Annotated in this window: 21 protein-coding genes; 13 read left to right on the plus strand and 8 right to left on the minus strand. The window is 33.1% G+C overall.

The genetic code is table 11. The annotated features are described in order from the left end of the window. The first annotated feature begins 21 nt into the window (after positions 1-21). Complete coding sequence (locus OPR29_RS01010; protein WP_265025299.1) at positions 22-2,847, plus strand: V-type ATP synthase subunit I domain-containing protein; 2,826 nt, start codon at positions 22-24, stop codon at positions 2,845-2,847. Here the strand turns inward: OPR29_RS01010 and pheT are convergent. Together pheT and OPR29_RS01020 are read right to left on the minus strand one after the other, a co-directional pair. Next, entirely contained in the window at positions 2,844-5,183 is a 2,340-nt protein-coding gene (gene pheT, locus OPR29_RS01015) for a phenylalanine--tRNA ligase subunit beta (protein ID WP_007302049.1), read from the minus strand. The genes OPR29_RS01010 and pheT overlap by 4 nt on opposite strands. Positions 5,184-5,295: 112 nt before the next feature. Beyond that, on the minus strand, positions 5,296-5,565 hold the full coding sequence (locus OPR29_RS01020; protein ID WP_010402566.1) for a hypothetical protein: 270 nt from the start codon (positions 5,563-5,565) through the stop codon (positions 5,296-5,298). Positions 5,566-5,781: 216 nt separating this feature from the next. Between OPR29_RS01020 and OPR29_RS01025 the strand changes: the two genes are divergently transcribed. From OPR29_RS01025 to OPR29_RS01050, 6 genes are read left to right on the plus strand one after another with little or no spacing between them, the layout of a single operon-like run. Continuing rightward, on the plus strand, positions 5,782-6,507 hold the full coding sequence (locus tag OPR29_RS01025) for a F0F1 ATP synthase subunit A (RefSeq protein ID WP_007302047.1): 726 nt from the start codon (positions 5,782-5,784) through the stop codon (positions 6,505-6,507). A gap of 59 nt (positions 6,508-6,566) precedes the next feature. Then, on the plus strand, positions 6,567-6,794 hold the full coding sequence (locus tag OPR29_RS01030) for a F0F1 ATP synthase subunit C (RefSeq protein WP_006014985.1): 228 nt from the start codon (positions 6,567-6,569) through the stop codon (positions 6,792-6,794). Between the two features lie 3 nt (positions 6,795-6,797). After that, complete coding sequence (locus OPR29_RS01035; protein WP_007302046.1) at positions 6,798-7,277, plus strand: F0F1 ATP synthase subunit B family protein; 480 nt, start codon at positions 6,798-6,800, stop codon at positions 7,275-7,277. Between the two features lie 7 nt (positions 7,278-7,284). Then, a complete protein-coding gene (locus OPR29_RS01040) occupies positions 7,285-7,761 on the plus strand; it encodes a F0F1 ATP synthase subunit B family protein (protein WP_265025300.1) in 477 nt (158 codons plus the stop codon). 5 nt (positions 7,762-7,766) lie between these two features. Continuing rightward, positions 7,767-9,356, plus strand: a complete 1,590-nt coding sequence (locus OPR29_RS01045) for a glycosyltransferase family 2 protein (protein ID WP_265025301.1) — start codon at positions 7,767-7,769, stop codon at positions 9,354-9,356. After that, on the plus strand, positions 9,338-10,333 hold the full coding sequence (locus OPR29_RS01050) for a COX15/CtaA family protein (RefSeq protein WP_012481867.1): 996 nt from the start codon (positions 9,338-9,340) through the stop codon (positions 10,331-10,333). The genes OPR29_RS01045 and OPR29_RS01050 overlap by 19 nt, the downstream gene beginning before the upstream one ends. Here OPR29_RS01050 and OPR29_RS01055 read toward each other — a convergent pair. Further along, on the minus strand, positions 10,316-12,286 hold the full coding sequence (locus OPR29_RS01055; RefSeq protein ID WP_012481866.1) for an acetyl-CoA carboxylase biotin carboxylase subunit: 1,971 nt from the start codon (positions 12,284-12,286) through the stop codon (positions 10,316-10,318). The genes OPR29_RS01050 and OPR29_RS01055 overlap by 18 nt on opposite strands. Positions 12,287-12,347: 61 nt before the next feature. Further along, positions 12,348-13,007, minus strand: a complete 660-nt coding sequence (locus tag OPR29_RS01060; RefSeq protein ID WP_265025302.1) for an ankyrin repeat domain-containing protein — start codon at positions 13,005-13,007, stop codon at positions 12,348-12,350. 151 nt (positions 13,008-13,158) lie between these two features. Between OPR29_RS01060 and gltX the strand changes: the two genes are divergently transcribed. After that, complete coding sequence (gene gltX / locus OPR29_RS01065; protein WP_149168645.1) at positions 13,159-14,511, plus strand: glutamate--tRNA ligase; 1,353 nt, start codon at positions 13,159-13,161, stop codon at positions 14,509-14,511. Positions 14,512-15,382: 871 nt separating this feature from the next. On the opposite strand, the gene OPR29_RS01070 is transcribed toward gltX, so the two are convergent. Continuing rightward, positions 15,383-15,838, minus strand: coding sequence for an Hsp20/alpha crystallin family protein (locus OPR29_RS01070; protein ID WP_007302039.1), 456 nt, complete (start codon positions 15,836-15,838; stop codon positions 15,383-15,385). Between the two features lie 372 nt (positions 15,839-16,210). Here OPR29_RS01070 and OPR29_RS01075 point away from each other — a divergent pair, with 372 nt between their 5' ends. After that, positions 16,211-16,918 carry a pyridoxine 5'-phosphate synthase gene (locus tag OPR29_RS01075; RefSeq protein ID WP_265025303.1) on the plus strand — a complete coding sequence of 236 codons (708 nt, stop codon included), beginning with the start codon at positions 16,211-16,213 and terminating at the stop codon, positions 16,916-16,918. On the opposite strand, the gene OPR29_RS01080 is transcribed toward OPR29_RS01075, so the two are convergent. The 3 genes from OPR29_RS01080 to rplM all read right to left on the minus strand — a co-directional run bounded on the left by OPR29_RS01080 (position 16,911) and on the right by rplM (position 18,275). After that, the gene (locus tag OPR29_RS01080; RefSeq protein ID WP_265025304.1) at positions 16,911-17,222 is read right to left on the minus strand and encodes an HU family DNA-binding protein; all 312 of its coding nucleotides are present in this window, start codon (positions 17,220-17,222) and stop codon (positions 16,911-16,913) included. The two genes, OPR29_RS01075 and OPR29_RS01080, sit on opposite strands and share 8 nt — an antisense overlap. 145 nt (positions 17,223-17,367) lie before the next feature. After that, positions 17,368-17,769, minus strand: coding sequence for a 30S ribosomal protein S9 (gene rpsI, locus OPR29_RS01085; protein WP_052264863.1), 402 nt, complete (start codon positions 17,767-17,769; stop codon positions 17,368-17,370). Between the two features lie 47 nt (positions 17,770-17,816). Further along, positions 17,817-18,275 (minus strand): 50S ribosomal protein L13, encoded by a 459-nt coding sequence (gene rplM, locus OPR29_RS01090; RefSeq protein ID WP_006014941.1) that lies wholly within the window; start codon positions 18,273-18,275, stop codon positions 17,817-17,819. A gap of 104 nt (positions 18,276-18,379) precedes the next feature. On the opposite strand from rplM, the gene OPR29_RS01095 reads away from it, so the two are divergent. The 4 genes from OPR29_RS01095 (at position 18,380) to OPR29_RS01110 (ending at position 22,419) form a co-directional block, all read left to right on the plus strand. Continuing rightward, positions 18,380-19,630: a TolC family protein gene (locus OPR29_RS01095; RefSeq protein ID WP_230608990.1), complete on the plus strand. Its 1,251-nt coding sequence runs from the start codon at positions 18,380-18,382 to the stop codon at positions 19,628-19,630. Between the two features lie 10 nt (positions 19,631-19,640). Continuing rightward, positions 19,641-20,156 (plus strand): PopZ family protein, encoded by a 516-nt coding sequence (locus tag OPR29_RS01100; RefSeq protein WP_007302034.1) that lies wholly within the window; start codon positions 19,641-19,643, stop codon positions 20,154-20,156. A gap of 75 nt (positions 20,157-20,231) precedes the next feature. Beyond that, complete coding sequence (locus tag OPR29_RS01105; RefSeq protein ID WP_064085440.1) at positions 20,232-20,810, plus strand: RlmE family RNA methyltransferase; 579 nt, start codon at positions 20,232-20,234, stop codon at positions 20,808-20,810. A gap of 169 nt (positions 20,811-20,979) precedes the next feature. Continuing rightward, entirely contained in the window at positions 20,980-22,419 is a 1,440-nt protein-coding gene (locus OPR29_RS01110) for a magnesium transporter (protein ID WP_265025305.1), read from the plus strand. Positions 22,420-22,703 lie beyond the last annotated feature (284 nt).

The raw sequence follows: 22,703 nt of genomic DNA on the forward strand, positions 1-22,703 counted from the left end.
TGCTTTAGGTAGGTTTGTAGTATGAATCAGATTGTTGCAGATGATTGTAAAGAAATTGTTGATTTAAATAACAATAATGATGATTTAGATAAAGTACAATCTATTTCCAATGTTGCTTTGGAAGAGGAAGAAGAGTTTTTTGATGCTATGGAAGATGTTTCTAATGTAGAAGAAGGGAATGATTTAGGTGTTGTTACTTCAGAAGAGAGAGAATTTATTTCTGATTTAGAGGAAGTGGAAGAATTCTTTGATAGCAAGGCTGCTACTTTTGATATTCCACTCAGTATATTTCATTATAAAGATTACAACTCTGACTTTTTTACTTCCTGGTATAATATATCAAGAGAAATATTTAGGGAAATAAATAGAGCTTGCCCAGAAAAGAAAGTGTTAAATTTAGCTCTATCAGTTTTAGTACTTCCTTATATTGTTTTTACTGCAATGGGGTTAGTCATATATAGTAGATTTAAAGCAGACAGCAAGACACAAGCTGATGTAGGTGAAGATAAGACAAAAAAGAGTGAAACAGGTGTGCCAAAAAGATTGGCATATGGCGCTCTTGCTGCAATGGCAATTTTTGTTAATGTGACTGTGCTAACAGCCTTAGTTATTCCTGCAACAGTTGCTTTGGCTACTTTTTATCTTTTAAATAGAGATTTATCTCACTCTTTAGTTACTGCTCTTAAAATAACTATGGGGCAGTATTCTAATAAGCACCAAAATATAGAGGTATCTTTTCATGAAATGGAGGTTTCTGAGTCAAGCATTGCATATGATATGGAAATAAAGTTTCCACCGCAATTTAAACAATTACTTAGAGATTTATGCGATAATGAAAATAATCAGTGGTTTAGTGTAACGCGGGATTCAGAGCGCAATATCGTACTGAAATTGTCAACTAACATCAATTTAAAAAATGGTCTTAAGCCCTTGCGTAATAAAATCAAGAGTGTGCTTGCAACTTCGATTCAAGAATGCGCAAGAACTATGGAAGAGCTGATGAAGCTAGAAAAGAAAGATATTACACATGATAAACTGAAGGAATTGTTGAACGAATTCAGGCTGAAAGTTGTAGATAGTATAGGCCATCAATTGACAACTCATTTGATAGAAAATGCTTATCAAGTTGCCTTCATACAAGCAATTAAGTTTCAGCAAAATAGACGGGGAGAAGATTTTTCACTGGAGGATGAGCTAAAAAATACTTTAGTGAAACAGAAATTAGAAAGTCAAGGTAAGGAATTACCAAATGAGAAAGAGATGATAATAGGAGATATAAAAAAACTGAAAAATAAAGAGGCACTTGATTTAGCTGATGAAGATGATCGATTAGAAGCATTGGGAAAAGTAGGTGGGATAACAAGAGATATAAGTGATGATGCACTTCCTGTATTTAAAGCAGAGTGGGAACGACTTAAAGAAGAAGGGAAAATAGCTAAGAGTACAATCATTGATGTTTATAAGGATATATATCCTCAAGAAACGAAGAAAGCTCTAGATAACACTAAAAGAGAGATTGAGTGTTTAAAAAAAGAAGGACAGGAAAGATATATTAGGATACATGCAAAATTGAAAGGAATATACGAGATTATAAAAAAGAATAGCTTAGCGGAGGATAATTTAAAAAGAAGATTAGAAGGTCTTTTTAAGTTCGAGTATGATAATCAAGAGGTTAAGCAAAGGCTAGTAAAATCAGTAATGAGAAAAGCCAAAGATAAGTTAAGCCGATTAGGTATATTAAGCCTGATAGAGGAGCAGTTTGTAAATTTAGAAAACAAGATAAAAGCTTCTTTAAGTGAAGAAGCTTTAGATGAAGTGAATGATTTTGTAGAAAAGGTGTATTTAGAAATAACGAAATGTAAAATGCTAAATTTATTTAGAGGTCAAGCAAAGGGTATAGAGAATTCATGTAAGTTATTAGAAAGGGAGGCACCAGATCTAGTAGAAAAGATTAATTCACATCGAGTGAGAATTGAAAAATACTTAAAAAGACCTGAAAAACCTATGCTATTGAGAAAAATAATAGAAGGGAGTAAGGATTTAAATAAGTACTTAAAAGATGAGCAAGAGAGAAGAGGAGAAAAGCATCCAAATACAAAGCTAGTACAGAAGCACTTAGAAAATAACAAAGAAATTCTAAAAACATTAGAACAGTTGAAATTGGAAGAAAAAGGATTATTGATAAATGAAAAAACAATAAATGATTATAGAGAAGAACTAGAATCTCGTGAAAAAATAAAATTTGCAATAATAGAAGATGATTTACTGAAGGCGTTCGAGCATGAAACTTTTAACGAAGAAGCAATTAAGAAGTTACTAGAGAGAGCAGAACTTGAGTACTATTTGGCAGAAAAGTGCATAAAAAGTCCTGTGATTAAGACAAAAGACAATATCAAACATTTTTGTCAAGATTTATTGTCTCCTTTAATAAATAGGTTGGTGGAAAATATAGTAAATAATGTACCAAAAAGTGATAAGAGTTCATGGCTGCAGCCTATAAAAGCTATTAGGACAGGCTTGGGATATATTCAAACAGGTCTTGCCGTTGCAATGCGTGGGGATAAGAGCACAGAAGGAAAAGCGTTGAGTGTGGCACATGATACTCATAAGGAAGTAGAAACATTTCTTCAACATTTTCAATCAAGTTATGAGGAAGTAGGAGTTTTTTTGGGTAATTTATTTTCTGATGATGGAACGACATTTAAAAATGATGTATGGCCTAAAGTAGAAGAGCATTTGCATGGAATGTGGGATAGGTTTTTCAAGGATATTGAATTCAAGATAGGAAATAAATTGGATGAAGTAAACGTGACACAGCAAAATCAGGAAACGGCGATTACGGCTTAATGATGAGCTCTCAAAGTTCCTTCAGTATTTTCACACACTAAGTTGACTATCATATTTGATTCTTTTTGGATTTCCTCTTCAGTTAAAGTGTGAGTTGGAGAGCAGAAAGTAACTGAAAATGCTATAGACATCTTATTCGATTCTATATTGTTTCCATGATATACATCAAATATCAAAACTTCTGTGATGAGCTCTGAGCTTTTTTTCACCATATTGATTATACTGCCTGCTGCTACATCTTTATTTACAATAAATGCAAAGTCGCGTTTTACACTTTGATATTTATAATCGATAAATTTTTTTCTACTTATAGGTAAATTTTCGATATTTTCTAATATCAACTCAAAGCCTACAATTTTTTGTTTGATGTTAAAAAAATCCAATATACTCGGATGCAATTCTCCAAAATAACCAACTATTTTACTTCTAAAAGATAAGGAGCCTGATTTTCCTGGGTGATAATATTCTTTTTCTGCTCTCTCTATTGCTAAATTATCACAATTGACATTAAAAAGTTCCAAAGCTGTTATGAGGTCAGCCTTTGCGTCAAAAATATCTATTTTTCTATCAGTGTTATAGTGGTTTTTCGGCGAATTATTTCCTGATCTAATTCCACTTAAAACGTACTTAGACTGAGCCTCACCATTATAAATTGGTCCAATTTCAAAAATTGCGAGATCAGATATCCCGTGAGCAATATTATCTGCAGTGACTTGCAACAAATTTGGTATGACACTTGGCCTCATTATATTGAAGTTATTATTAAATGGATTGTCGATAATGAATAACTTATTCAAGTAACCAAACTTTTCAGCTATTGATTCACTCATAAAAGACCAAGTTATCACTTCATGAAATCCTCTGCTTGTCATTAAAATGCGCAAATCATCTTGTGTCTCTTCTTCTACTGTAACGTCTTCTGCTAGTTGCTCTTCCTTTATTTTATCATAGCCGTATATTCTTACTGCCTCTTCAACTAGGTCAGCAGGTATTTTTATGTCTGGTCTCCAGCTTGGTACTTGTATATTCCAATTACCTTCGGTTTTTTTATCGATACTAAACCCTAGCTTTGTTAAAATATCGAATAGCTCATTAGGTGATGCAGATACACTTCCAAGTTTGTTTGCATCTTGATAATCAAAATTTATCTTGGTATCAGCCTTATTCAAATTGCCAGCAGACACTATGCTTGACACTTCTCCGCCACATAAATCCAAAATCATTTTGGCTGCAAGATTGAGTCCATCAAGGGTAAATTCAGGGTCAATTGAACGTGCAAATCTGTAACTTGAGTCTGTGGAGATGCCTAGCTGCCTTGAAGATTTAGTGATGGAGATGGGGTCAAACCAAGCAGACTCTAAAAAGATATCAGTAGTTTTAAGTGTACATTCGCTATACTTGCTGCCCATAATTCCAGCAATTCCATGAACATTTTTATCATCAGAAATAACGCTTATGTCTTTGTTTAATAAGTACTCTTTATCATTTAAACCAATAAATTTTTCTTCGTCATTTGCTTTGCGTACTATGAGCTCTCCTTCTATTTTTTTTGCATCATACGCGTGCATCGGGCGCCCGAAAGATATCATAATGTAATTAGTAATATCAACTATTGCAGAAATGGAGCGCATTCCTATCGATTCCAATTTATCTTTTAGCCATTTTGGACTCTCTTTATTTTTTACATTAGTGATATATACTCCACTAATAAAACTCTCCCCATCGATGACTTTGACGTTTATTAGTGAGTTCATAGAAGCGGTAAGTTGTGGAATGATTAAAGTCTTTAACGTTCCAATTCCAGTTGCTGCTAGATCACGTGCTATTCCATAAACACCTAAGCAATCTCCACGGTTTGGAGTGATGTTTATGTCAATTACAGGATCGCAATTGAAAAATTTATCTCCTGTTTTATAATCATCAGAAAGCTCGATTATTCCTTCACTTTCATCTTGAGTCAGCGAAAGCTCAGAGGCAGAGCAGAGCATCCCTTCACTTAGCACTCCTCTTATTTTTGTAGGCTTAATTGTAAAGTTGCTTTCTGGCAATGTGCTACCAAGAGATGCAAGTACAGTCTTCATGCCTTCTTTAACATTTTTTGCTCCGCAGACTATCTGCAGAACTTTACTTCCATCATTTACTCTACATAATTTTAATTTATCAGCATTTGGATGAGGTGCGACTTCTAATACTTCTGCAACAACAAACCCGGCCAATCTGGAATTGTCGATCACATTCTCTACTTCCAACCCTATGTGAGTTAATTTATCAGTAATTTCCTCTAAACTAGCATTGGTTTCTAAGTACTCTAATAACCAAGATAATGTGAACTTCATTTATTTAACAGAAAATAAAAAAGTTATTGTAATGTAAAATATAATGATTTTAAAGCTTGTTGTAGTGAGTAGCTTCTCTAATTGTAAAAAACGAAGGAGAAGCCTACTTTTTCTACAAAGAAAGAATTTTCTTTATATCACCTTTGCAGTCCATTTCCATGCAGAGTTGAATGTTCATATTGTGATCATCTATATGGAAATTATAAATGTAAGCATCACCAGTGAAATTTCCTATAACATCATGGCTTTCATTTAGCATTTCACCTGCCATGTGGAAAAGACCAGTGTCTGAGTTAGAAGAATAATCTGTAAACTTGATGTACCCGTTACCACATTCCTGTTCTAAATTTAAAGGTGGATTAGTAAAATCTATTTCGTTCATAATTGCCTCATATTAAAATTAAATTATAGTTAAAATAAGATGTTAAGTCAAGAATTTAGAATAAGATTGGTAGCTGACTATAATTTGCATTTTAATTGTATATTTTGTTAATATATTAATGCTATAATAATACAGAGCTCCTTATCTTAATTCTTGACTTTATTTTATAAAATTTATACTTTATTTACTGCTGCAGTTTAAGTATACAGGGTCAAAATGGCGTTAAATCCGCTAGAACAATTTAAAGTATATACAATAATAGAACTACCAAAATTATTTGGGTATGACATAAACTTTACCAACTCATCTCTTTTTATGATGATCTCGGTGATATTAATGGTACTGTTTTTGCTCCTTGGAATAAGAAAAGGTGCAGTAATACCAGGATATTTGCAAGCTGCAGTTGAATATGTATATGATTTTGTTGTTTCAATAATAGAAAGTAACACTGGAAGCAAAGGTTTGGAGCACATTCCTTTGATATTTACAGTATTTATTTTCATTTTATCGTGTAATTTAGTTGGTGTTCTTCCTTATAGTTTCACAGTTACAAGTCATGTGATAGTTACCTTCGCTTTATCAATGGTGGTTTTTACTTATATAACGATTGTTGGGTTTAAAGAAAGAGGAGTAGAATTTTTACGCATATTGCTACCAAAAGGAACTCCTTCGTGGCTTGCACCTATAATCATCATTATTAAATTATTTGCTTATTTAGTAAGACCGATTAGTTTATCAATAAGGCTTGCAGCAAATATGATTGCGGGTCATACAATCATCAAAGTGATAGCAGGATTCGTCATAAATATGAACATATTTTTTACACCTGCACCTTTTTTGTTTATAATTGCACTAATAGGATTTGAAGTATTTGTTGCAGTTTTGCAAGCTTATATATTTACTATATTAACATGTGTATATTTGTCAGATGCAGTAAAGTAATTGACTTCCTTGCAGAATATTTTACAATTATATTATAAAGAAATAGTTAAAGGTAATATATGGATTTAGTGGCTTTAAAATTTATAGCAATTGGTTTGGCTGTATTTGGAATGCTCGGTGCTGGTTTAGGTATAGCTAATATCTTCTCTGCTATGTTAAATGGGATTGCGAGAAATCCTGAGTCAGAAGGTAAAATGAAAAGTTACGTTTATATTGGTGCTGCCATGGTTGAAATCATGGGGTTGCTGGCGTTTGTACTTGCAATGTTATTAATATTTGCTGCTTAACAGATGCCACAGCTTGATGTTTCAACTTTCTCTTCTCAAATTTTTTGGTTTTTAATTTTTTTCTCTTCACTTTTTTTTGTAGTCAGTTGTTTGTTTTTACCGAAGTTAGATGAAATAATAAGCACTAGAAGTAAAGAAGTGTTAGATTCATTTAATAGTTCTATTCACCTTTTAAGACTTACAGAAGAGCAAATTGCCAAGTATAATGCAGCTTTAAATCAAGCTAGAGTACGGGCAAAAAAAATCATAGATGATGCATTTGCTCAAGTAGAAGAAATGAGAGCGAATGTTAAGGATATATTGGAAGAGGAAGACAAGAAGATGATTAAACTTGTTGAAGAAAAGGTAGTACAATTTAAATCTAAGTATATTAGTGAATTAAAACAAATGGCTACTAGTATTGCTTTGATTTACTATACTAAGTTAACTAATTCTGAGATTGAAGAGGAATTTGTTGCTGACTTGGTGTCAAAAGAATTTTAGGGTTTTTATGTCTACATTACTAGTTATAAGCCTTGCTTTTTTAGTAGGTTTTATCCTCTCATATAAATTGTTAAGGAAGGTAATAAAAAACGCGCTTAACAATAAACGTAACAAAAGCAAGTTTTCAAGTGAAGAAACTGAAAAATTCAGAAAAGATATGTTGGAGTATTACAAAAAATCTTCTGAAAAATACAAAAGATTAGATGCAGAAGTTAACAAAATGATGAATGAAGCACTTGATAAGGCTAATAGTATTATTAAGCATAATAGACAGCAACTCGATCAAACGTTAGATGAAAATTCCCATTCTAATTTGAAGAAAGTTACTGACCAAGTTGAAAAAGCTCTTGGGGATTTACAAGCTAACACAGCGAGTATAGCTGCTGATGCTGTAAAAAAAATAATGCATGAACGTAAAGATGATAAGCGTAGTAGTGAGGTTATATCTTCGTTTTCACGTGACTTGAGCAAAAAGTTGCATTAAGTTTAATGCCTGTACTTCAAACTGATAATGTAGAAAAAATTAAATTTGATTCTAGTTTATGCAAAGAACAAGAGAAACTTTTCTACTATAGGTTTAATATAATTCCTTGGCAAAAATTAAATGATACTACTTTTTTTATGGTTGAAGACATAAGCCAAGATATCAACCTTTGGGTCGAATCTCATTACGGTATTGAATATGTATTGATAAAAGTAGATAGCAAACAGATTTTAAATCTTCTTAACTCACACTTTGGTATTTCAGAATTCGCAAGTAACTACTTATATTATAAGAATCCTAATTTTTCAGCTAAAAACATTAGGCTCAGTTCAATCTTTTTTTCCTCTTTCTTTGTTATGATTTCGACTTTAACACTGACAAAAAAATATGCATATTTTGCTTTGGTGTTGATATTTATAATCGGATGTTCTAGTTCTTTATTCAAATTTGTAACTAAAATTTTTGGCTTGCGTAAAATTTCTAACCAAAAAGCAGATTATGATAAGATGAATGAACCTATATATACTATTTTATTGCCTGCTTTTAAAGAGAATGCGGTTATAAAGCAATTGATTAAGAGCATTGAAAGTTTGGATTATCCAAAATCAAAATTAGATGTAAAGCTTGTGATAGAGAGCGATGATCAAGAAATGTTGGCAGCTATAGAAAAATGCACTTTACCACAGTATTTTGAAGTAATAAAAGTGCCTCATTCTCTGCCTAGAACAAAAGCTAAGTCATGCAATTATGCTATGAGCTTTGCTAGAGGAAAGTATGTGGTAATATATGATGCAGATGACAAGCCAGATCCGTTGCAGTTAAAAAAAGCACTAATTGAATTTAATAAGGGCGACGAAAAGTTGGCTTGTGTACAGGCGAAATTAAATTACTATAACTTTGGTTGCAATTTTCTTACAAAATTCTTTTCTCTTGAGTATATGAACTGGTTTCAATATTTTTTGCCTGGATTTCAAAAAATGAACATGCCAATACCTTTGGGTGGTAGCAGTAACCATTTTTCAGTGGAAATTTTAAAGAAAGTGCTTTTTTGGGATGCTTACAATGTCACTGAAGACGCTGACCTTGGTTTGAGACTTGCGCAAATGGGATATAAAACCAGGATTATTGATTCAGAAACATTGGAAGAATCACCAACTACTGTGTTTGCTTGGATCAAACAAAGAGCACGCTGGATTAAAGGTTATATGCAAACTTATATCGTTCATTTAAAAAATATAAAATTACTTTTTAAGCACACTGGGCTTAAGGGAGTTTTGCTATTAAACCTTTTTGTTGGTTCCTCAGCTTTTATATTTTTCACGACTCCTTTTTTGTTACTTTCATTGGTGCTGACTCAAATTTTGAATGAATTATTCTTATATTATTTTATAATAGTATACGGTATTAACTTGATTTTTTTGATAATAGCTATCAGACAACAAAAAATGCCTTTTTATTTTTATATAGTATCAATATTTTTTCCCGTCTATAGTCTACTACATAGCGTTGCAGCTTTTCTCGCTTTGTGGGAATTTGTTATTCACCCTCAGCAATGGAATAAAACTCAGCATGGATTATGGAAGCAAAACCTGTAGCTATTTGGCTTTTTCTCTGCTCTCTCATGGTGATTTGCATGGTGGGAATTGGTGGATTTACCAGACTTTCAAAAGCAGGATTGTCAATCACGGAATGGAAACCAATTACCGGAACATTGCCACCGCTGAGTGAACAAGACTGGCTAAAAGAAAAATCAAAATATGAAGCTACACCTGAATATAAAGCATTTAATTATGGTATGAGTATGGAAGAGTTTCGCACCATATACTTAATAGAATATGTGCACAGGTTAATTGCAAGGCTGACAGGTTTAGTTTTTATCTTACCATTTATATACTTTACACTAAAAAAAAGAATACCTAAAAATGCAGTAATAAGGTTATCTACAGCACTATTATTTGGAATTTTACAAGCTTTTGCCGGTTGGTATATGGTTAAAAGCGGTTTGGTATCTAATCCTCATGTTAGTCACTATAAGCTCGCACTTCACTTACTGCTTGCGTTGGTTATCTTTGCATTATTGTCATATCAATTTTTTGATTACCAAATCAAACCAAAACAGATAATTAAAATTAATAGCAACATTACATGTTACATATGGATAATTTTAATCCTAGTGACAGTACAAATAATCTTCGGTGCATTTGTTGCAGGGCTAAATGCTGGTTTAATTTATAATACCTTTCCACTAATGGATGGACAAATTGTTCCGGAAGATTTATTTTACTTACAGCCTGCTTGGCTAAATATCTTTGAAAATAGAGTAACAGTGCAATTCATACACCGGGCATTGGCATTGCTGATATTAGTTCTGACAGCAATACTCACAATAAAAAATGCCAGTATAAAACCATTATATGTTATGCTATTCTCCGTCATCATTCAGGTAATTCTAGGAATAGTCACTTTGTTGCTGCATATACCAATGGCTATTGCTATAGCCCATCAAATGTTTTCATTTATCTTATTTGGATCAGGTTTATACTGCTTGCGTTATTTAAGAAATCAGATCTAATACCAAATCACCAGCATGTATATTTTTTCCTTCTTTAACAGGGATATTTTTTATCACCATTTCTGATTCAGCACATATTATATTTTCCATTTTCATTGCCTCCACAACAAAGAGAGGTTGTCCTACCTCTACCTGATCTCCAGCATTGACGTGTAATTTAACCAATAAACCGGATATTGGAGATTTTACAGCGTCTACTGAAATCCCTTCTGTTTTGTTGTTTAGCATTAATTTGCTTAGTTCAGCTACATGAGGTTTCAATACACAACATTTAGCTTTCATACCTGCGTGTCTTATAAAGTATTTGCTACCTTGCCTTTCTATTTTAAGTGCTATATTGGTATCATCATTAATTGTGATATATAGTAATCTGTAACTTGATTTCCACTTACCCACCACGGAGTATTTATTGTGGTTATATACTGTTGTTAATGTGTTATCTTGATACTTTGCATTTACGGAGTACTCATTGTCATCTATTTTCACTATGAATGCTTCGTCTGTTGACTTACTGTAATACTTTCCCTCATTTTCTAAGTGAACATACAGTGCAGCAAAAATAAATATTTTAATATATTCCTCTGTGATAAAATCGCCTTGAAACCCACTAGGATAATGGTCTGGAATGAATCTTGTGTGGAGTTTTGCTGCAATAAAGTTTGGATGATGGAAAATGGATTCTAGAAATTCTATATTATTTGTTACTCCTTCTATATAACATTCAGACAATGCTTTTTGCATTCTGCTGATTGCTTCTATTCTATCTTTTCCATAGGTTATAATTTTTGCAATCATTGAGTCGTAGAACATGCTGATTTCTGAACCGCTAGCTACTCCATCATCTATTCTTACATCATCTGGTTTGTCGTAATATTTGATTCTTCCGCTGGAAGGAAAAAATCTCTTTGATGGATCTTCAGCGCAAATTCTGCTTTCTATTGCAGAGCCAATAAGTTTAATATCATTCTGACCAAATCTTAATTTTTCTCCGCAAGAAATTCTGATCATCTCTTCCACTATATCTATTCCAGTGACAAATTCTGTTACTGGATGCTCAACTTGTAATCTCGTATTTACCTCAAGAAAATAGAAGTTTTGGTTCTTATCTACAACAAACTCGACAGTACCTGCTGAAAAATAATCAACTTGCTTTGCCAAAGAAACACATTGAGCATACATTTTTTGTCTTACTTCTTCACTAATAAATGGGCTTGGTGTTTCTTCTATTATTTTCTGGTTATTCCTCTGTACCGAGCACTCTCTCTCCCCAAGACACACTATATTGCCGTATTTATCTGCTATGATTTGTATTTCAATGTGTCTTGGCAGCTCTATATATTTCTCTATAAAAATACTGCCATCTTTAAAACTTTTCTCTGCTTCATTTGTTGCTGATGTAAATGCTAGTTCAATTTCTTTTTTGGAATATACAATTCGCATTCCTTTGCCACCACCACCTGATGCAGCTTTGAGCATAACGGGAAAACCAATCTCTTCAGCAACGATGGCTGCGTGGGCAGCATCTTCGATCTTACCCATATATCCTGGCACTACATTTACTCCAGCTTTTCTTGCCTCTTCTTTTGCCGTTATTTTATTGGCTGTAACTTCTATTGTTTCTGCACTTGGACCAATGAAATCTATGTTATGTTTTTCCAGAGCACGGGGAAAATCTGGATTTTCTGCTAAAAACCCATAGCCAGGATGAACCGCCTCGGCACCTGTTTCAACTGCTACTTCGCATATTTTTTCGATATTTAAGTAACTAAGATAAGCAGGCGAAGGGCCAATGTGCCTTGACTCATCTGCTTGCTTTACATGCACAGAATTTGCATCTGCATCTGAGTACACAGACACACAAGATATGCCCATCTTGTGCGCAGTTTTGATTATTCTGCAGGCAATCTCCCCTCTGTTCGCTACTAAAATCTTACTATACTTCTTTCTTATCATCTTATAAGTATACTTTCTTAAGTTAAGAAAGTAAATTTCTATATTACTACCTGCAAATACTTCACACTGGGGCTAAACCACTATCTAAAAGTTGCATAACATCAGGATCTGTCACTATAGTACTTTCGTTATAGAGGCCATATACTTCATTACATGCCTTAAATAACAGATATGAAGATCCTCCAGAAGCTATTGTTGCTATTGAAGCCAATGCAAGAGATTGAGAAGCCGAAAATAGAAGATACAAAGATACACACATAGCGGTAGCACACACTATAGCTCCTACTATATATAAGCATATATGAAACTTCTTATTACATATAAAGCCACATTTTATATCTGCAATTTGCTTAACTTCCTTCTGCTCTGAAGGATCCAAGAAGTAAAGAGGTGATACTGCCTTATTATCCTTAATATAGCTTTTATCGAGGAGTGCTTCCTTAATATATTTCTTATTATTCTTAAGTTCCTTTTCTAATCTTTTTACTTCTTCCCAGTCTTTGGCTTCTTTTGCTTTTTCAACCTCAACCCTGGTACTTTCTTCTAAATCCTTTATGATCTTCTGTAACGCAGATAATAGAAACCCTTTACTTGCTGCTATATGAAATGGGTTTCCATTTTCATCAATTCTATGCTTAGCTACACAAGCAACTCTTTCCTTGCAAGAATCGACAAATTTATCCACATTCCCTTTTCTTGCAATTTCAAATAAATTATCCATATATACACCTCACTGCATTCACTAATATTAAATTATACAATGCAGTTTGTTAAAAATAAATGTAAATTGATCTTTCAAATTTACTATAGTTCCACGTTGTTGCAAGTACAAATTTTAGTTATCATCGGTTACGTTATCACAATAGACAAATATGCCAGGTATAGTCACTAGATTCGCTCCATCACCAACAGGATTTTTACATATTGGAGGAGCTCGCACAGCTTTGTTTAATTGGCTCTATGCGCAGCGTCATGGTGGCCAGTTTTTACTAAGGATTGAGGATACCGACAGAAAACGTTCAACACAGGAAGCAATTGATGCAATAATAGATGGGTTAAAATGGCTTGGAATAAGCTATGATGGAGAAATAGTATATCAATCAAAAAGAATAGATAGACATATTGAAGTTGCAAATCTTTTAGTTGAAAAGGGTAGGGCGTATCATTGTTACTGCCCCGAGAATGAAGTTGCGGAGAAGAAAATAAGAGCAAGGGAAGAAGGAAAAATATATAAGCATAAGTGTACTCATTCAACATCAAATGCAGAGCCTGTTGTTCGCTTCAAAGTGCCAGACTCAGAAGATATTGTTGTTGACGATAAAATATACGGCCAAGTTACAATAAGTAGCGACCAGCTTGATGACATAGTAATCTTGCGCTCTGACAATACTCCAACATATATTTTTGCTGTAGTGGTTGATGACCATGATGCTGGAATAACCGATATTATACGTGGCTCTGATCATCTCACTAATACCTTCAAGCAATTACTAATATACCAAGCTCTTGATTTTGATGTCCCACGCTTTGCACACGTACCGCTTATTCATGGAGAAGACGGGAATAAGTTATCTAAAAGGCATGGTGCAACAAGTGTTTGCGATTATGAAAAGATGGGAATATTGCCACAGGCAATGCGTAATTACTTGCTAAGACTTGGCTGGAGTCATGGCAACGATGAGATTATTAGCGATGAGCAAGCAATAGAGTGGTTTAATTTAGAAAGCATCGGTCGCTCACCTGCACGGCTCGATTTCAAAAAACTGGAGCATTTGAATAACCACTATATTAGTAATATGAGCAATGAAGATATTCTGACTCTAATGCTTAGAGAAAATACTCTAACTGACAAAAAAAAGGGCTATTTACTGCAGGGACTGACAGAGCTGAAAAAAAGAGCAAACTATTTGACCGAATTATTGGACTTAGCAAAATTTTATATTCAAGTTGATTTTAGTGAAGAAGCTCAGCAAATTGTCAAATCTAACCTCAATGTAATTAAGTTACTTGCATCATTTCTTTCGAGTGTAGGTAGTGAAGATTGGAATAAGAATTTTTTATCTTCTCAGATTAAGGAATTTTCAAAATTACATAATATAAAAATGAGCGATATATACCACTCATTACGCGCCCCAATAACTGGAATAATGGATGCGCCTGGAATCATCGATATCATGGTAATTCTTGGTAAAGATGAGTGTATAAAAAGATTGCAAGCAATTTAAATAAAAAATTACTTGACAGACTCTGGTGGCTTCATTATAGTGGAGAATGAAGATTTTTTAGGATCCAAAATCTATCTTCACCTGCAGGTTTTTTCACCAAATAATCAAATTTCAGCAAAAAATATATAAGTTTATTTTTGCTAGCTCTTTATTCATATAGGAGGGTTTATGTCTAGAATTCCTGATACTTGACTTTTATTTTTAAGTTAAAAAAACAATTGGCGCCTATGGTTTTCACATTAAATCATTTTAAATTGTTAAAGTTAATACGGGCTTTTTTTGCCTTTTTTTATTGGTATTTTTTTCATATTTTATTATATCATTATACTGTGGTACCATATAGACTTCAGTTTCATGATAAGGGGAGCAGGCTCCGTCTCAGCTATGGAATTAAAAAATGACTATGCATAAGATCTAATGGTGTGTCTAATCTATAGATAATTTTTTGTATTGCTAAGTTAATATTTTACATATCTGTTCAGCAAAGTGGTAAAATAAGGTAGACGAGAAAAGACAACTAAATGAGTGTCATGAAAGTAGCTTACACGTAGCTGTAGGAATTTCATTTTTTAAGGTAAATTACACAGCAAATATTGTCATTCAAGTAGCTGACACTGTAATTCCAGCTTCTATAATGTCATGCCAGTGCTCGACACTGGCATCGAGCAAAATTTATCACAAACAAGACAACATTTTCAATTAAAAAATCAGTGTCTGGGTGCTAAGATGACACCTTCATAAGGGAGCCAGCATCAGCTACTTTCATGACACTCATTTAGTTGTCTTTTCTCGTTTACCTTATTTTGCCACTCTGCTGAACAGATATTAAAATAGCAAGCCTCAAGGTCAGAAGCCTGCTATTACTTACTGATTACTTTACATCAATTTTCTTGATGTGTTTCTCTGATTTAGGTATGGTTACATGCAATACCCCATCTAAAAAGTTGGCAGATACCTTATCTTGCTCTACATTTGTTGGAAGTTGAATAGATCTATAGAAAGAACCATAGTACCTTTCTTTGTGGTAAAACTGCTTATCTTTTGATTCATTATCACATGTTTTTTCACCCTTCACTATTAAGTTATCGCCAGATATACTAATGTCTATGCTTTCTTTAGGAATACCTGGTAACTCTAATGATAGGCAATAGCTTTCCTTTGTTTCATAAAGGTCACAAACTGGTAGTAGGCTACTGCCTCTTTTAGAAAGCTCTGGGTTCCATCCTGTAAAGAAGCTATCAAATATGTCATCAACGGCTCTTTGTAACCCTCTTACACTAAAATTATCACGATTATTGTTTTTATTTAAATGAACTATATTACTCATGTTGTACCTCCTTTTACTAATACATGCATTACATAATCACTCCACTTATTAATTTCAATCCTAAATCTAAAATTTTTTAGATGCGAAAAATTTTCCCCGTTTACTATAACTTGATTATGAGAAAAAATCTTATTTGGATTACCACGAGTAGTTCTATAAACTAGATTAACTGTAAAAAAGGGCAAGTGTATGCAAATTTATTACTTCTCTTTCCACTTCCACAATCAAACAATTTTGAATGTTTCTTATTTGACTTGCCAACAATGAGAATTGGTATAACTGCTAGCTCCGTCTTTCAGCTATGGCATTAAACAATGACATGCATAAGATCTAATAATATGTATAATTTATAAATAATTTTTGAGGTAAATTGTGAAATTGGGCGTTAATATTGATCACGTTGCAACCCTTCGCAACGCACGTGGAGCTTCTTATCCAGATCCATTAAAAGCAGCAAAAATAGCTATTGATGCTGGAGCAGATTTTATCACCGTACACTTACGAGAAGACAGAAGGCATATCAGAGATGAGGATGTATTCAATCTAAAACAAAACATTAGCACTGAGTTGAACCTTGAAATTGCAGCTACGGAAGAAATGCTCAAAATAGCAAAAGAAGTAAAACCCTACTCGATTTGTATAGTACCAGAAAAAAGAGAAGAATTAACAACCGAAGGTGGCCTGAATATCGTGAATATGCACAGTAAACTTTCTGGTATAATAGAGGAAATGCATAGCTTTGACATAAAAGTCTCACTGTTTATCGATCCAAATATTAATCAACTAAAATATCTTGAGAAGCTAGAAAGAAAGCCTGACATAATAGAAATTCACACGGGGGATTACTGTGATAATCCATCAGAAGAAAAATTAAAACTTATTACTAACTCTGCAGAATACATTAATAAGCTAGGAATAGAATTCCACGCAGGACATGGCATAAATTATAAACATGCTAAAAGAATAAAAGAGATACCTCACATCTCAGCTCTTAATATAGGCCATTCTTTAATCAGCGAGGCTATATTTCATGGCTTACATAGTGTAACTAAAAAGATGAAAATGACAATATCTAAATAGCTGATGCTTTCTCTTTGTTATTTAAAGCACTTGAAAGAGCTTGACTTGCTTTAAACCTTACTCTTTTCCTTTCAGGAACGGTCATAATCTCACCATTTTGAGGATTACGGCATTGTCTTTCCTTACTTATAGCAGTAGAGAATGTCCCTATTCCATGCAAACGTATTTCACCTTTACGATTTAGATCGTTCTTGATTGTTTCCATAAAAATATCATGAAGCTTACCCAAACTAGCTTTTGTTATATCTATACCTTGACTAGAGCACTCTTGACTCAGTTGGTTTACTATATCTTCTTTACTCATAAATTACCTTAATATTGAAAAATTACATAAACAGCATATTATGCTAATACCAATAGTCAACTAAATTCGTCATAAAAAGAGAAAATGTCATAAAACCTTGTAAGAACTTGTATAATATTTACAAAAAAATACCATTATGAAACAATTATCTCTTAGAAAACTGACATTTTTTCCGAGCTTTATGTTGACCATATTTCTTACGCTCAACAACACGTGAATCTCTAGTTAGGAATCCACCCTTACGTAATATAGAGTGTAGATCTTGACTTATACTACTTAAAGCTCTGCTTATTCCATGAGCTAAGGCACCTGCTTGGCCAGATAGTCCTCCACCTTTTACAGTTGCAAACACATCATACCTATCTAACATAGAAGTTACTATGAATGGCGCTTTAATCATTTGACACACTGATTCTCTTTTAAAATAAGAAATTAAATCATCTTTTTTATTAACACTAAATTTTCCACTTCCTGGCTTTATCCATACTCTTGCTACAGATTCTTTCCTTCGACCTGTGGCATATGAACGACCAAGTGAGTCAATCATTGCCTTTTTTGGCTGATCATTATTATTTATTTTCACTTTTTACTCCATTATTTCTTATTTTTACGATTTAAAGAGGCAAAATCTATTTTTTCAGGTTGCTGTCCTTGATGCTTATGTTCTGAACCAGAATAAACATACAAATTTTCAAACCGTCTACGTGCCATAGGACCATCATCAAGCATTCTTTTTACTGCCATTTTTATCACACGCTCAGGGAATTTGCCATTTAAAATATTATCTGGAGTAGTTTTCTTTAAACCACCAGAATAACCTGTATGCCTATAGTAGATTTTATCTTTAAGTTTCTTTCCGGTAAAATGTACCTTTTCTGCATTAACAATAATTACATTATCTCCACAATCCATATGAGGTGTGTATTCAGGCTTATGCTTTCCACGCAATAGCGCTGCTACAAACGCTGCAAGCCTTCCTACTACTAATCCTTCTGCATCTATAACAAGCCATTTTTTATCGACTTGTTTCTCTTTTAAGAAAAAAGTTTTCATATATCAATACATAACAGTAGATTATGATACACTGAGTTGCTTGATAGTGTCAACAACATTAGTTATTGATTATTAAAGTAATTTATGCTAATAACTTAAACAACATGCTAGAAAGCAAAATGTTTCGATTGATTATTATACTTATAATTGCTTTTGGTACTATAGGTTGCTATGCAATCGATTTGGAAGAAGCCATAAGCAAAGCTATCAAAAACAGCTCAAAAATAAAGTCTCAGTTTTACCAATATAAGAGTGCTGAAAAACAGCTGAAATCTTCTGGATTGGCTGGATTTTTACCTGACATTAATTTACAATATAATTTCGATAGTAATTTTAATATTATTAACGATCGACAAAACTCTGGAAAGCGTCTAACATTAAGCCAAAGAATAATAGACGGTGGGGGCACTTTTGCTACATTTAGCCGATCAAGTCATCTTCTTAAAGCAGCAAAAATTAGATTTCAGCAGTCAAAGCAAGAAGTTGCACTCAGCGCTGTGAAAGCATATGTTAATGTTTTACAAAAGGCAGAAATATTAAAACTGGGGGAACATAAAGAACGTGTTTCTTTAGAACATTTGTCAGCTATGAAAAAACGCTTTTCTCTTGGAGAAGTTACTAATGCTGAGGTTTTATTCGCAAAAGCAAAATTTTCATCTTCTATATCCAAAAGAGTTGATGCTGAAGGTGAATTAAAGCTCGCTAATATTGCTTACTATCATTTAATTGGTGAAGATGCTGATAATCTTCACGAGACTAATGGTAAACTACCTTCTATACCAGAATTAAATGAATGTTTACAGTTAGCAAAAACCAACAACTTGTCCCTAAAAGCAGCTATTTATAAAAAAAGAGCTGCTGGAATGGAAGTGATTGCTGAAAGTTCCAAGTGGCTTCCTTCTTTGAATCTAAGCGCAAGTAAAAATTTTGGAAAGGACAATATAAAATTAGACACGTTACTAGAAAATGTGAATGTTGTCTTTACTCTTGATATTCCGATCTTTAAAAGAGGAGTTAATGTTTTTGGTGTTAGTAGAGCTAAAATGGATGCAAAACAATCCACTTACGATTATTACGAAGCAGTAAAAAATATAGAACAAGCAGTTATAAATGCTTGGAATAACGTGCTGACAGCAAAAGCTATTATTAAAGCAAGTCAAGAAGCAGAAAAAGCAGCAGCTTTAGCATTGGAAGGAGTTGCGCAAGAAGTAAACTTAAATTTAAAGAGCACAATTGATCTTTTGGATACTGAAGATGAACTATTTAAAGCACGTTCCGATCTAATTCAGGCAAAAAGCAATTATGTAATTAGTGTTTACAACTTGCTTTTTATGATAAATAGTATAAACCTTTAAATTTAATGGTATGAGCGATAATCAATCTGTAAAAGATATACTAGAAGATATAAAAAAAGCTATATCGGGTAAAAATCCAAGTGGTGATAGAGCAGAAATAATAGATGAAGATGATGACGTATTATGCCTTGAAGAGGAGTACCCAGAAGACATCGAAGAAAAAGAAAATAGTGAAGAAGAGAATAATTGCCAAAGTGAGAAAATGAATAACCAATTTAATAGTTACAACTCAGAAGAGAAAAATTTGTATGATAATATCCAAATGAGTAATAACAAAGTGAGCTATCAAGAACAAAGTAACGAGCATTTAGTTTTAAAAGAAAATATGGAGGAAATTAAAACATTGCTTGAAAAGATGCAAAGCGAACTACGGCATAAACAACAAAAAAGAGCGGATCTTACTGTTGAAGAATTAGTTGTATCTCTTTTAAAACCTCAGCTTTCAGAGTGGCTGAATAAGTATCTACATGCATTGGTAAAAGAAGTAGTTGAAAAAGAGCTCAAAGATATAATCAATAATAAGTAGGTTATTAGTATAAAGACCAGAGTAAAAACAGCTAGAGGTAGAAAGTTATCTTCAACAAGATGGCTACATCGCCATTTGAATGATCAGTATGTGCAAAAAACCAATAAGGACGGTTATAGATCGCGCTCGGCATATAAGTTAATAGAAATAGACGATAAATTTAAACTACTCCAACAAGGGCAAAAAATTATTGATCTTGGCGCTTTTCCTGGTGGATGGTCACAAGTTGCATCTAAGAAAGGAGCGAGTGTGATTGCTGTTGACATAAAACCAATAAACGCAATTAGTGGAGTAGAGTGTATACAGTGTGATATTATCAGCGAACTTGAAATTTTAAGAGAAAAATTCAAGGATCACAAATTTGATGTAATTTTATCTGATATGGCACCAGAATCTTGCGGTTTAAAATCGTTAGATCATATCAGAATTATGCTTTTATGCGAAGCAGCGCTCAATTTTGCAAAGCATTTTTTGAATCATGATGGCAAATTTGTAGTAAAAATTTTTCAAGGAGAGTCTGATAAAGATTTCTGCAATGAGCTAAAAAAAATGTTTAAAACAGTAAGATACTTCAAACCAAAGTCAAGTAGATCTGAATCTACAGAAATGTATTTGGTCAGCTTAGGCTTTATTGGTAGCAACTCTTCTATATAGAAGATACTTACAGAAACGTTGACGAATCTTATCCTATTAAACTGAAGATTAATAACGCTCGCACAAAAGCCCCTTTTTCTTGCTTGAGTGTTTATGATAGTTAATTAAATTCTTGACTTTATTGCTTAAGTATATAATAATTAAAGTATATTATATAGGAGAGTTTGATATGACAAAGTATGAAGATTTAACAGCGGAACAAAAGAAATTATATGATCGGTTAAAGGATGTGATAGAAAGTGAACAGGATATTACTCTTACTCTTGAAGAAATTAAAGAAGCAGAGATATTAAAAGAAGTTCTTACTACTGCAAATATAATTGAAGAGTTAGAAAATGGTACGAAGTATAATCTAACACTGCTTGGCTATGCTATGAATTTCAATAATTTTAAGGAAACAATCAAAGTTATTTTAGAAAAAATTGAAGATAAAGAAAAAGTTCTTACTACTGCAAATATAACTAAAAAGTTACCAAGTGGTACAAAGTATAATCTAACACCGCTTGCCTATGCTATGAATCTCATTAATTTTAAGGAAATAATCAAAGTTATTTTAGAAGAAATTGAAGATAAAGAAAAAGTTCTTACTACTGCAAATATAACTACAAATTTACCAGGTGGTACAAAGTATAATCTAACACTGCTTGGCTATGCTATGGCTTTCAATAATTTTGAGAAAATAATCAAAGTTATTTTAGAAGCAAGTGAAGATAAAGGAAAAGTTCTTACTACTGCAAATATAACTAAAAAGTTACCAGATGGTGCAGAGTATAAGCTAACACCGCTTGCCTGTGCTATGCATTTCAGTAATTTTGAGGAAATAATCAAAGTTATTTTAGAAGCAAGTGAAGATAAAGGAAAAGTTCTTACTACTGCAAATATAACTGAAAAGTTACCAGGTGGTGTAGAGTATAAGCTAACACCGCTTGCCTATGCTATGAATTGCAATAATTTTAAGGAAAAAATCAAAGTTATTTTAGAAGAAATTGAAGATAAAGAAAAAGTTCTTACTACTGCAAATATAACTGAAAGTTTACCAGGTGGTACAAAGTATAATCTAACACTGCTTGGCTATGCTATGGCTTTCAGTAATTGTGAGAAAAAAATCAAAGTTATTTTAGAAGCAAGTGAAGATAATAATATGTTAGAAGAAGTTTTTGCTCGTGTAGAAGGAAATGATCGTCAAAGACTTCAGGAGATTTTAAAAACATTAAAAAGTCAAGAGCAAGATGAAGGGCAAGAAACTAAAATTGATAATTGGCTAGCAAGACTTGCAAATAGCATGTCTAATTGTGAAAGTAATGAAAAGCCTTTAGTGTCTGAAAGTAGCGTGCCTAGAACTGAAGAAAATATAGTAAAAACTACTAATAAATCAATAATGATTGGTAGTGTTTGTGGTGTTGTAGCTGCATTAGCAGTTGGTGGTGGATGTTTTGCTGCTGGTGTTGCATTACCAATATTGACTTTAATTGGTATAGCTATTGCTGCTTTCGTACTTACAGGACTTGTTACTGGTGGTATTACGTATGAAGTGTGTAAGCCTTGTAATGAGCTAAATGAAGTTGATTTACAATCAGAAATTTCTTCAAAGTCAAGTGTAACAGTGTAGTTAAGTAGAAGGAAGAAGTCTCTTCTTCCTTTTCAAGTAGCTGACACTGATTTTCATCCAAAATAGTTTCATTCAAGTAGCTGACACTGGTTTCTTACCAAGAAAAACTTAGCATAACTTTTGTGCTCAAAAAAACTTCTGGATTCCAGCATCAAGTGCTGGAATGACATGGTGAAATATTATTCAAGTAGCCTCTGTCTCAGTGTCCATTTGGTGTCATTCAAGTCAGCTCTCTTCTTGTCATCCCAGTACTGGGATTCAGAAAACTGACCAGGTTGGTCACG

The sequence above is a fragment of the Wolbachia endosymbiont (group B) of Pammene fasciana genome (assembly GCF_947251495.1).
GTDB lineage: Bacteria > Pseudomonadota > Alphaproteobacteria > Rickettsiales > Anaplasmataceae > Wolbachia.

Coding starts and splice junctions, on each gene's coding strand:
- OPR29_RS01050 (WP_012481867.1), top strand. CDS start 9,338: ATGGAAGCAAAACCTGTAGCTATTTGGCTTTTTCTCTGCTCTCTCATG.
- OPR29_RS01080 (WP_265025304.1), bottom strand. CDS start 17,222: ATGAGTAAAGAAGATATAGTAAACCAACTGAGTCAAGAGTGCTCTAGT.
- OPR29_RS01040 (WP_265025300.1), top strand. CDS start 7,285: ATGTCTACATTACTAGTTATAAGCCTTGCTTTTTTAGTAGGTTTTATC.
- OPR29_RS01055 (WP_012481866.1), bottom strand. CDS start 12,286: ATGATAAGAAAGAAGTATAGTAAGATTTTAGTAGCGAACAGAGGGGAG.
- OPR29_RS01035 (WP_007302046.1), top strand. CDS start 6,798: ATGCCACAGCTTGATGTTTCAACTTTCTCTTCTCAAATTTTTTGGTTT.
- OPR29_RS01070 (WP_007302039.1), bottom strand. CDS start 15,838: ATGAGTAATATAGTTCATTTAAATAAAAACAATAATCGTGATAATTTT.
- OPR29_RS01110 (WP_265025305.1), top strand. CDS start 20,980: ATGACAAAGTATGAAGATTTAACAGCGGAACAAAAGAAATTATATGAT.
- gltX (WP_149168645.1), top strand. CDS start 13,159: ATGCCAGGTATAGTCACTAGATTCGCTCCATCACCAACAGGATTTTTA.
- rplM (WP_006014941.1), bottom strand. CDS start 18,275: ATGAAAACTTTTTTCTTAAAAGAGAAACAAGTCGATAAAAAATGGCTT.
- OPR29_RS01030 (WP_006014985.1), top strand. CDS start 6,567: ATGGATTTAGTGGCTTTAAAATTTATAGCAATTGGTTTGGCTGTATTT.
- pheT (WP_007302049.1), bottom strand. CDS start 5,183: ATGAAGTTCACATTATCTTGGTTATTAGAGTACTTAGAAACCAATGCT.
- OPR29_RS01060 (WP_265025302.1), bottom strand. CDS start 13,007: ATGGATAATTTATTTGAAATTGCAAGAAAAGGGAATGTGGATAAATTT.
- OPR29_RS01010 (WP_265025299.1), top strand. CDS start 22: ATGAATCAGATTGTTGCAGATGATTGTAAAGAAATTGTTGATTTAAAT.
- OPR29_RS01100 (WP_007302034.1), top strand. CDS start 19,641: ATGAGCGATAATCAATCTGTAAAAGATATACTAGAAGATATAAAAAAA.
- OPR29_RS01025 (WP_007302047.1), top strand. CDS start 5,782: ATGGCGTTAAATCCGCTAGAACAATTTAAAGTATATACAATAATAGAA.
- rpsI (WP_052264863.1), bottom strand. CDS start 17,769: ATGATTGACTCACTTGGTCGTTCATATGCCACAGGTCGAAGGAAAGAA.
- OPR29_RS01020 (WP_010402566.1), bottom strand. CDS start 5,565: ATGAACGAAATAGATTTTACTAATCCACCTTTAAATTTAGAACAGGAA.
- OPR29_RS01045 (WP_265025301.1), top strand. CDS start 7,767: ATGCCTGTACTTCAAACTGATAATGTAGAAAAAATTAAATTTGATTCT.
- OPR29_RS01095 (WP_230608990.1), top strand. CDS start 18,380: ATGCTAGAAAGCAAAATGTTTCGATTGATTATTATACTTATAATTGCT.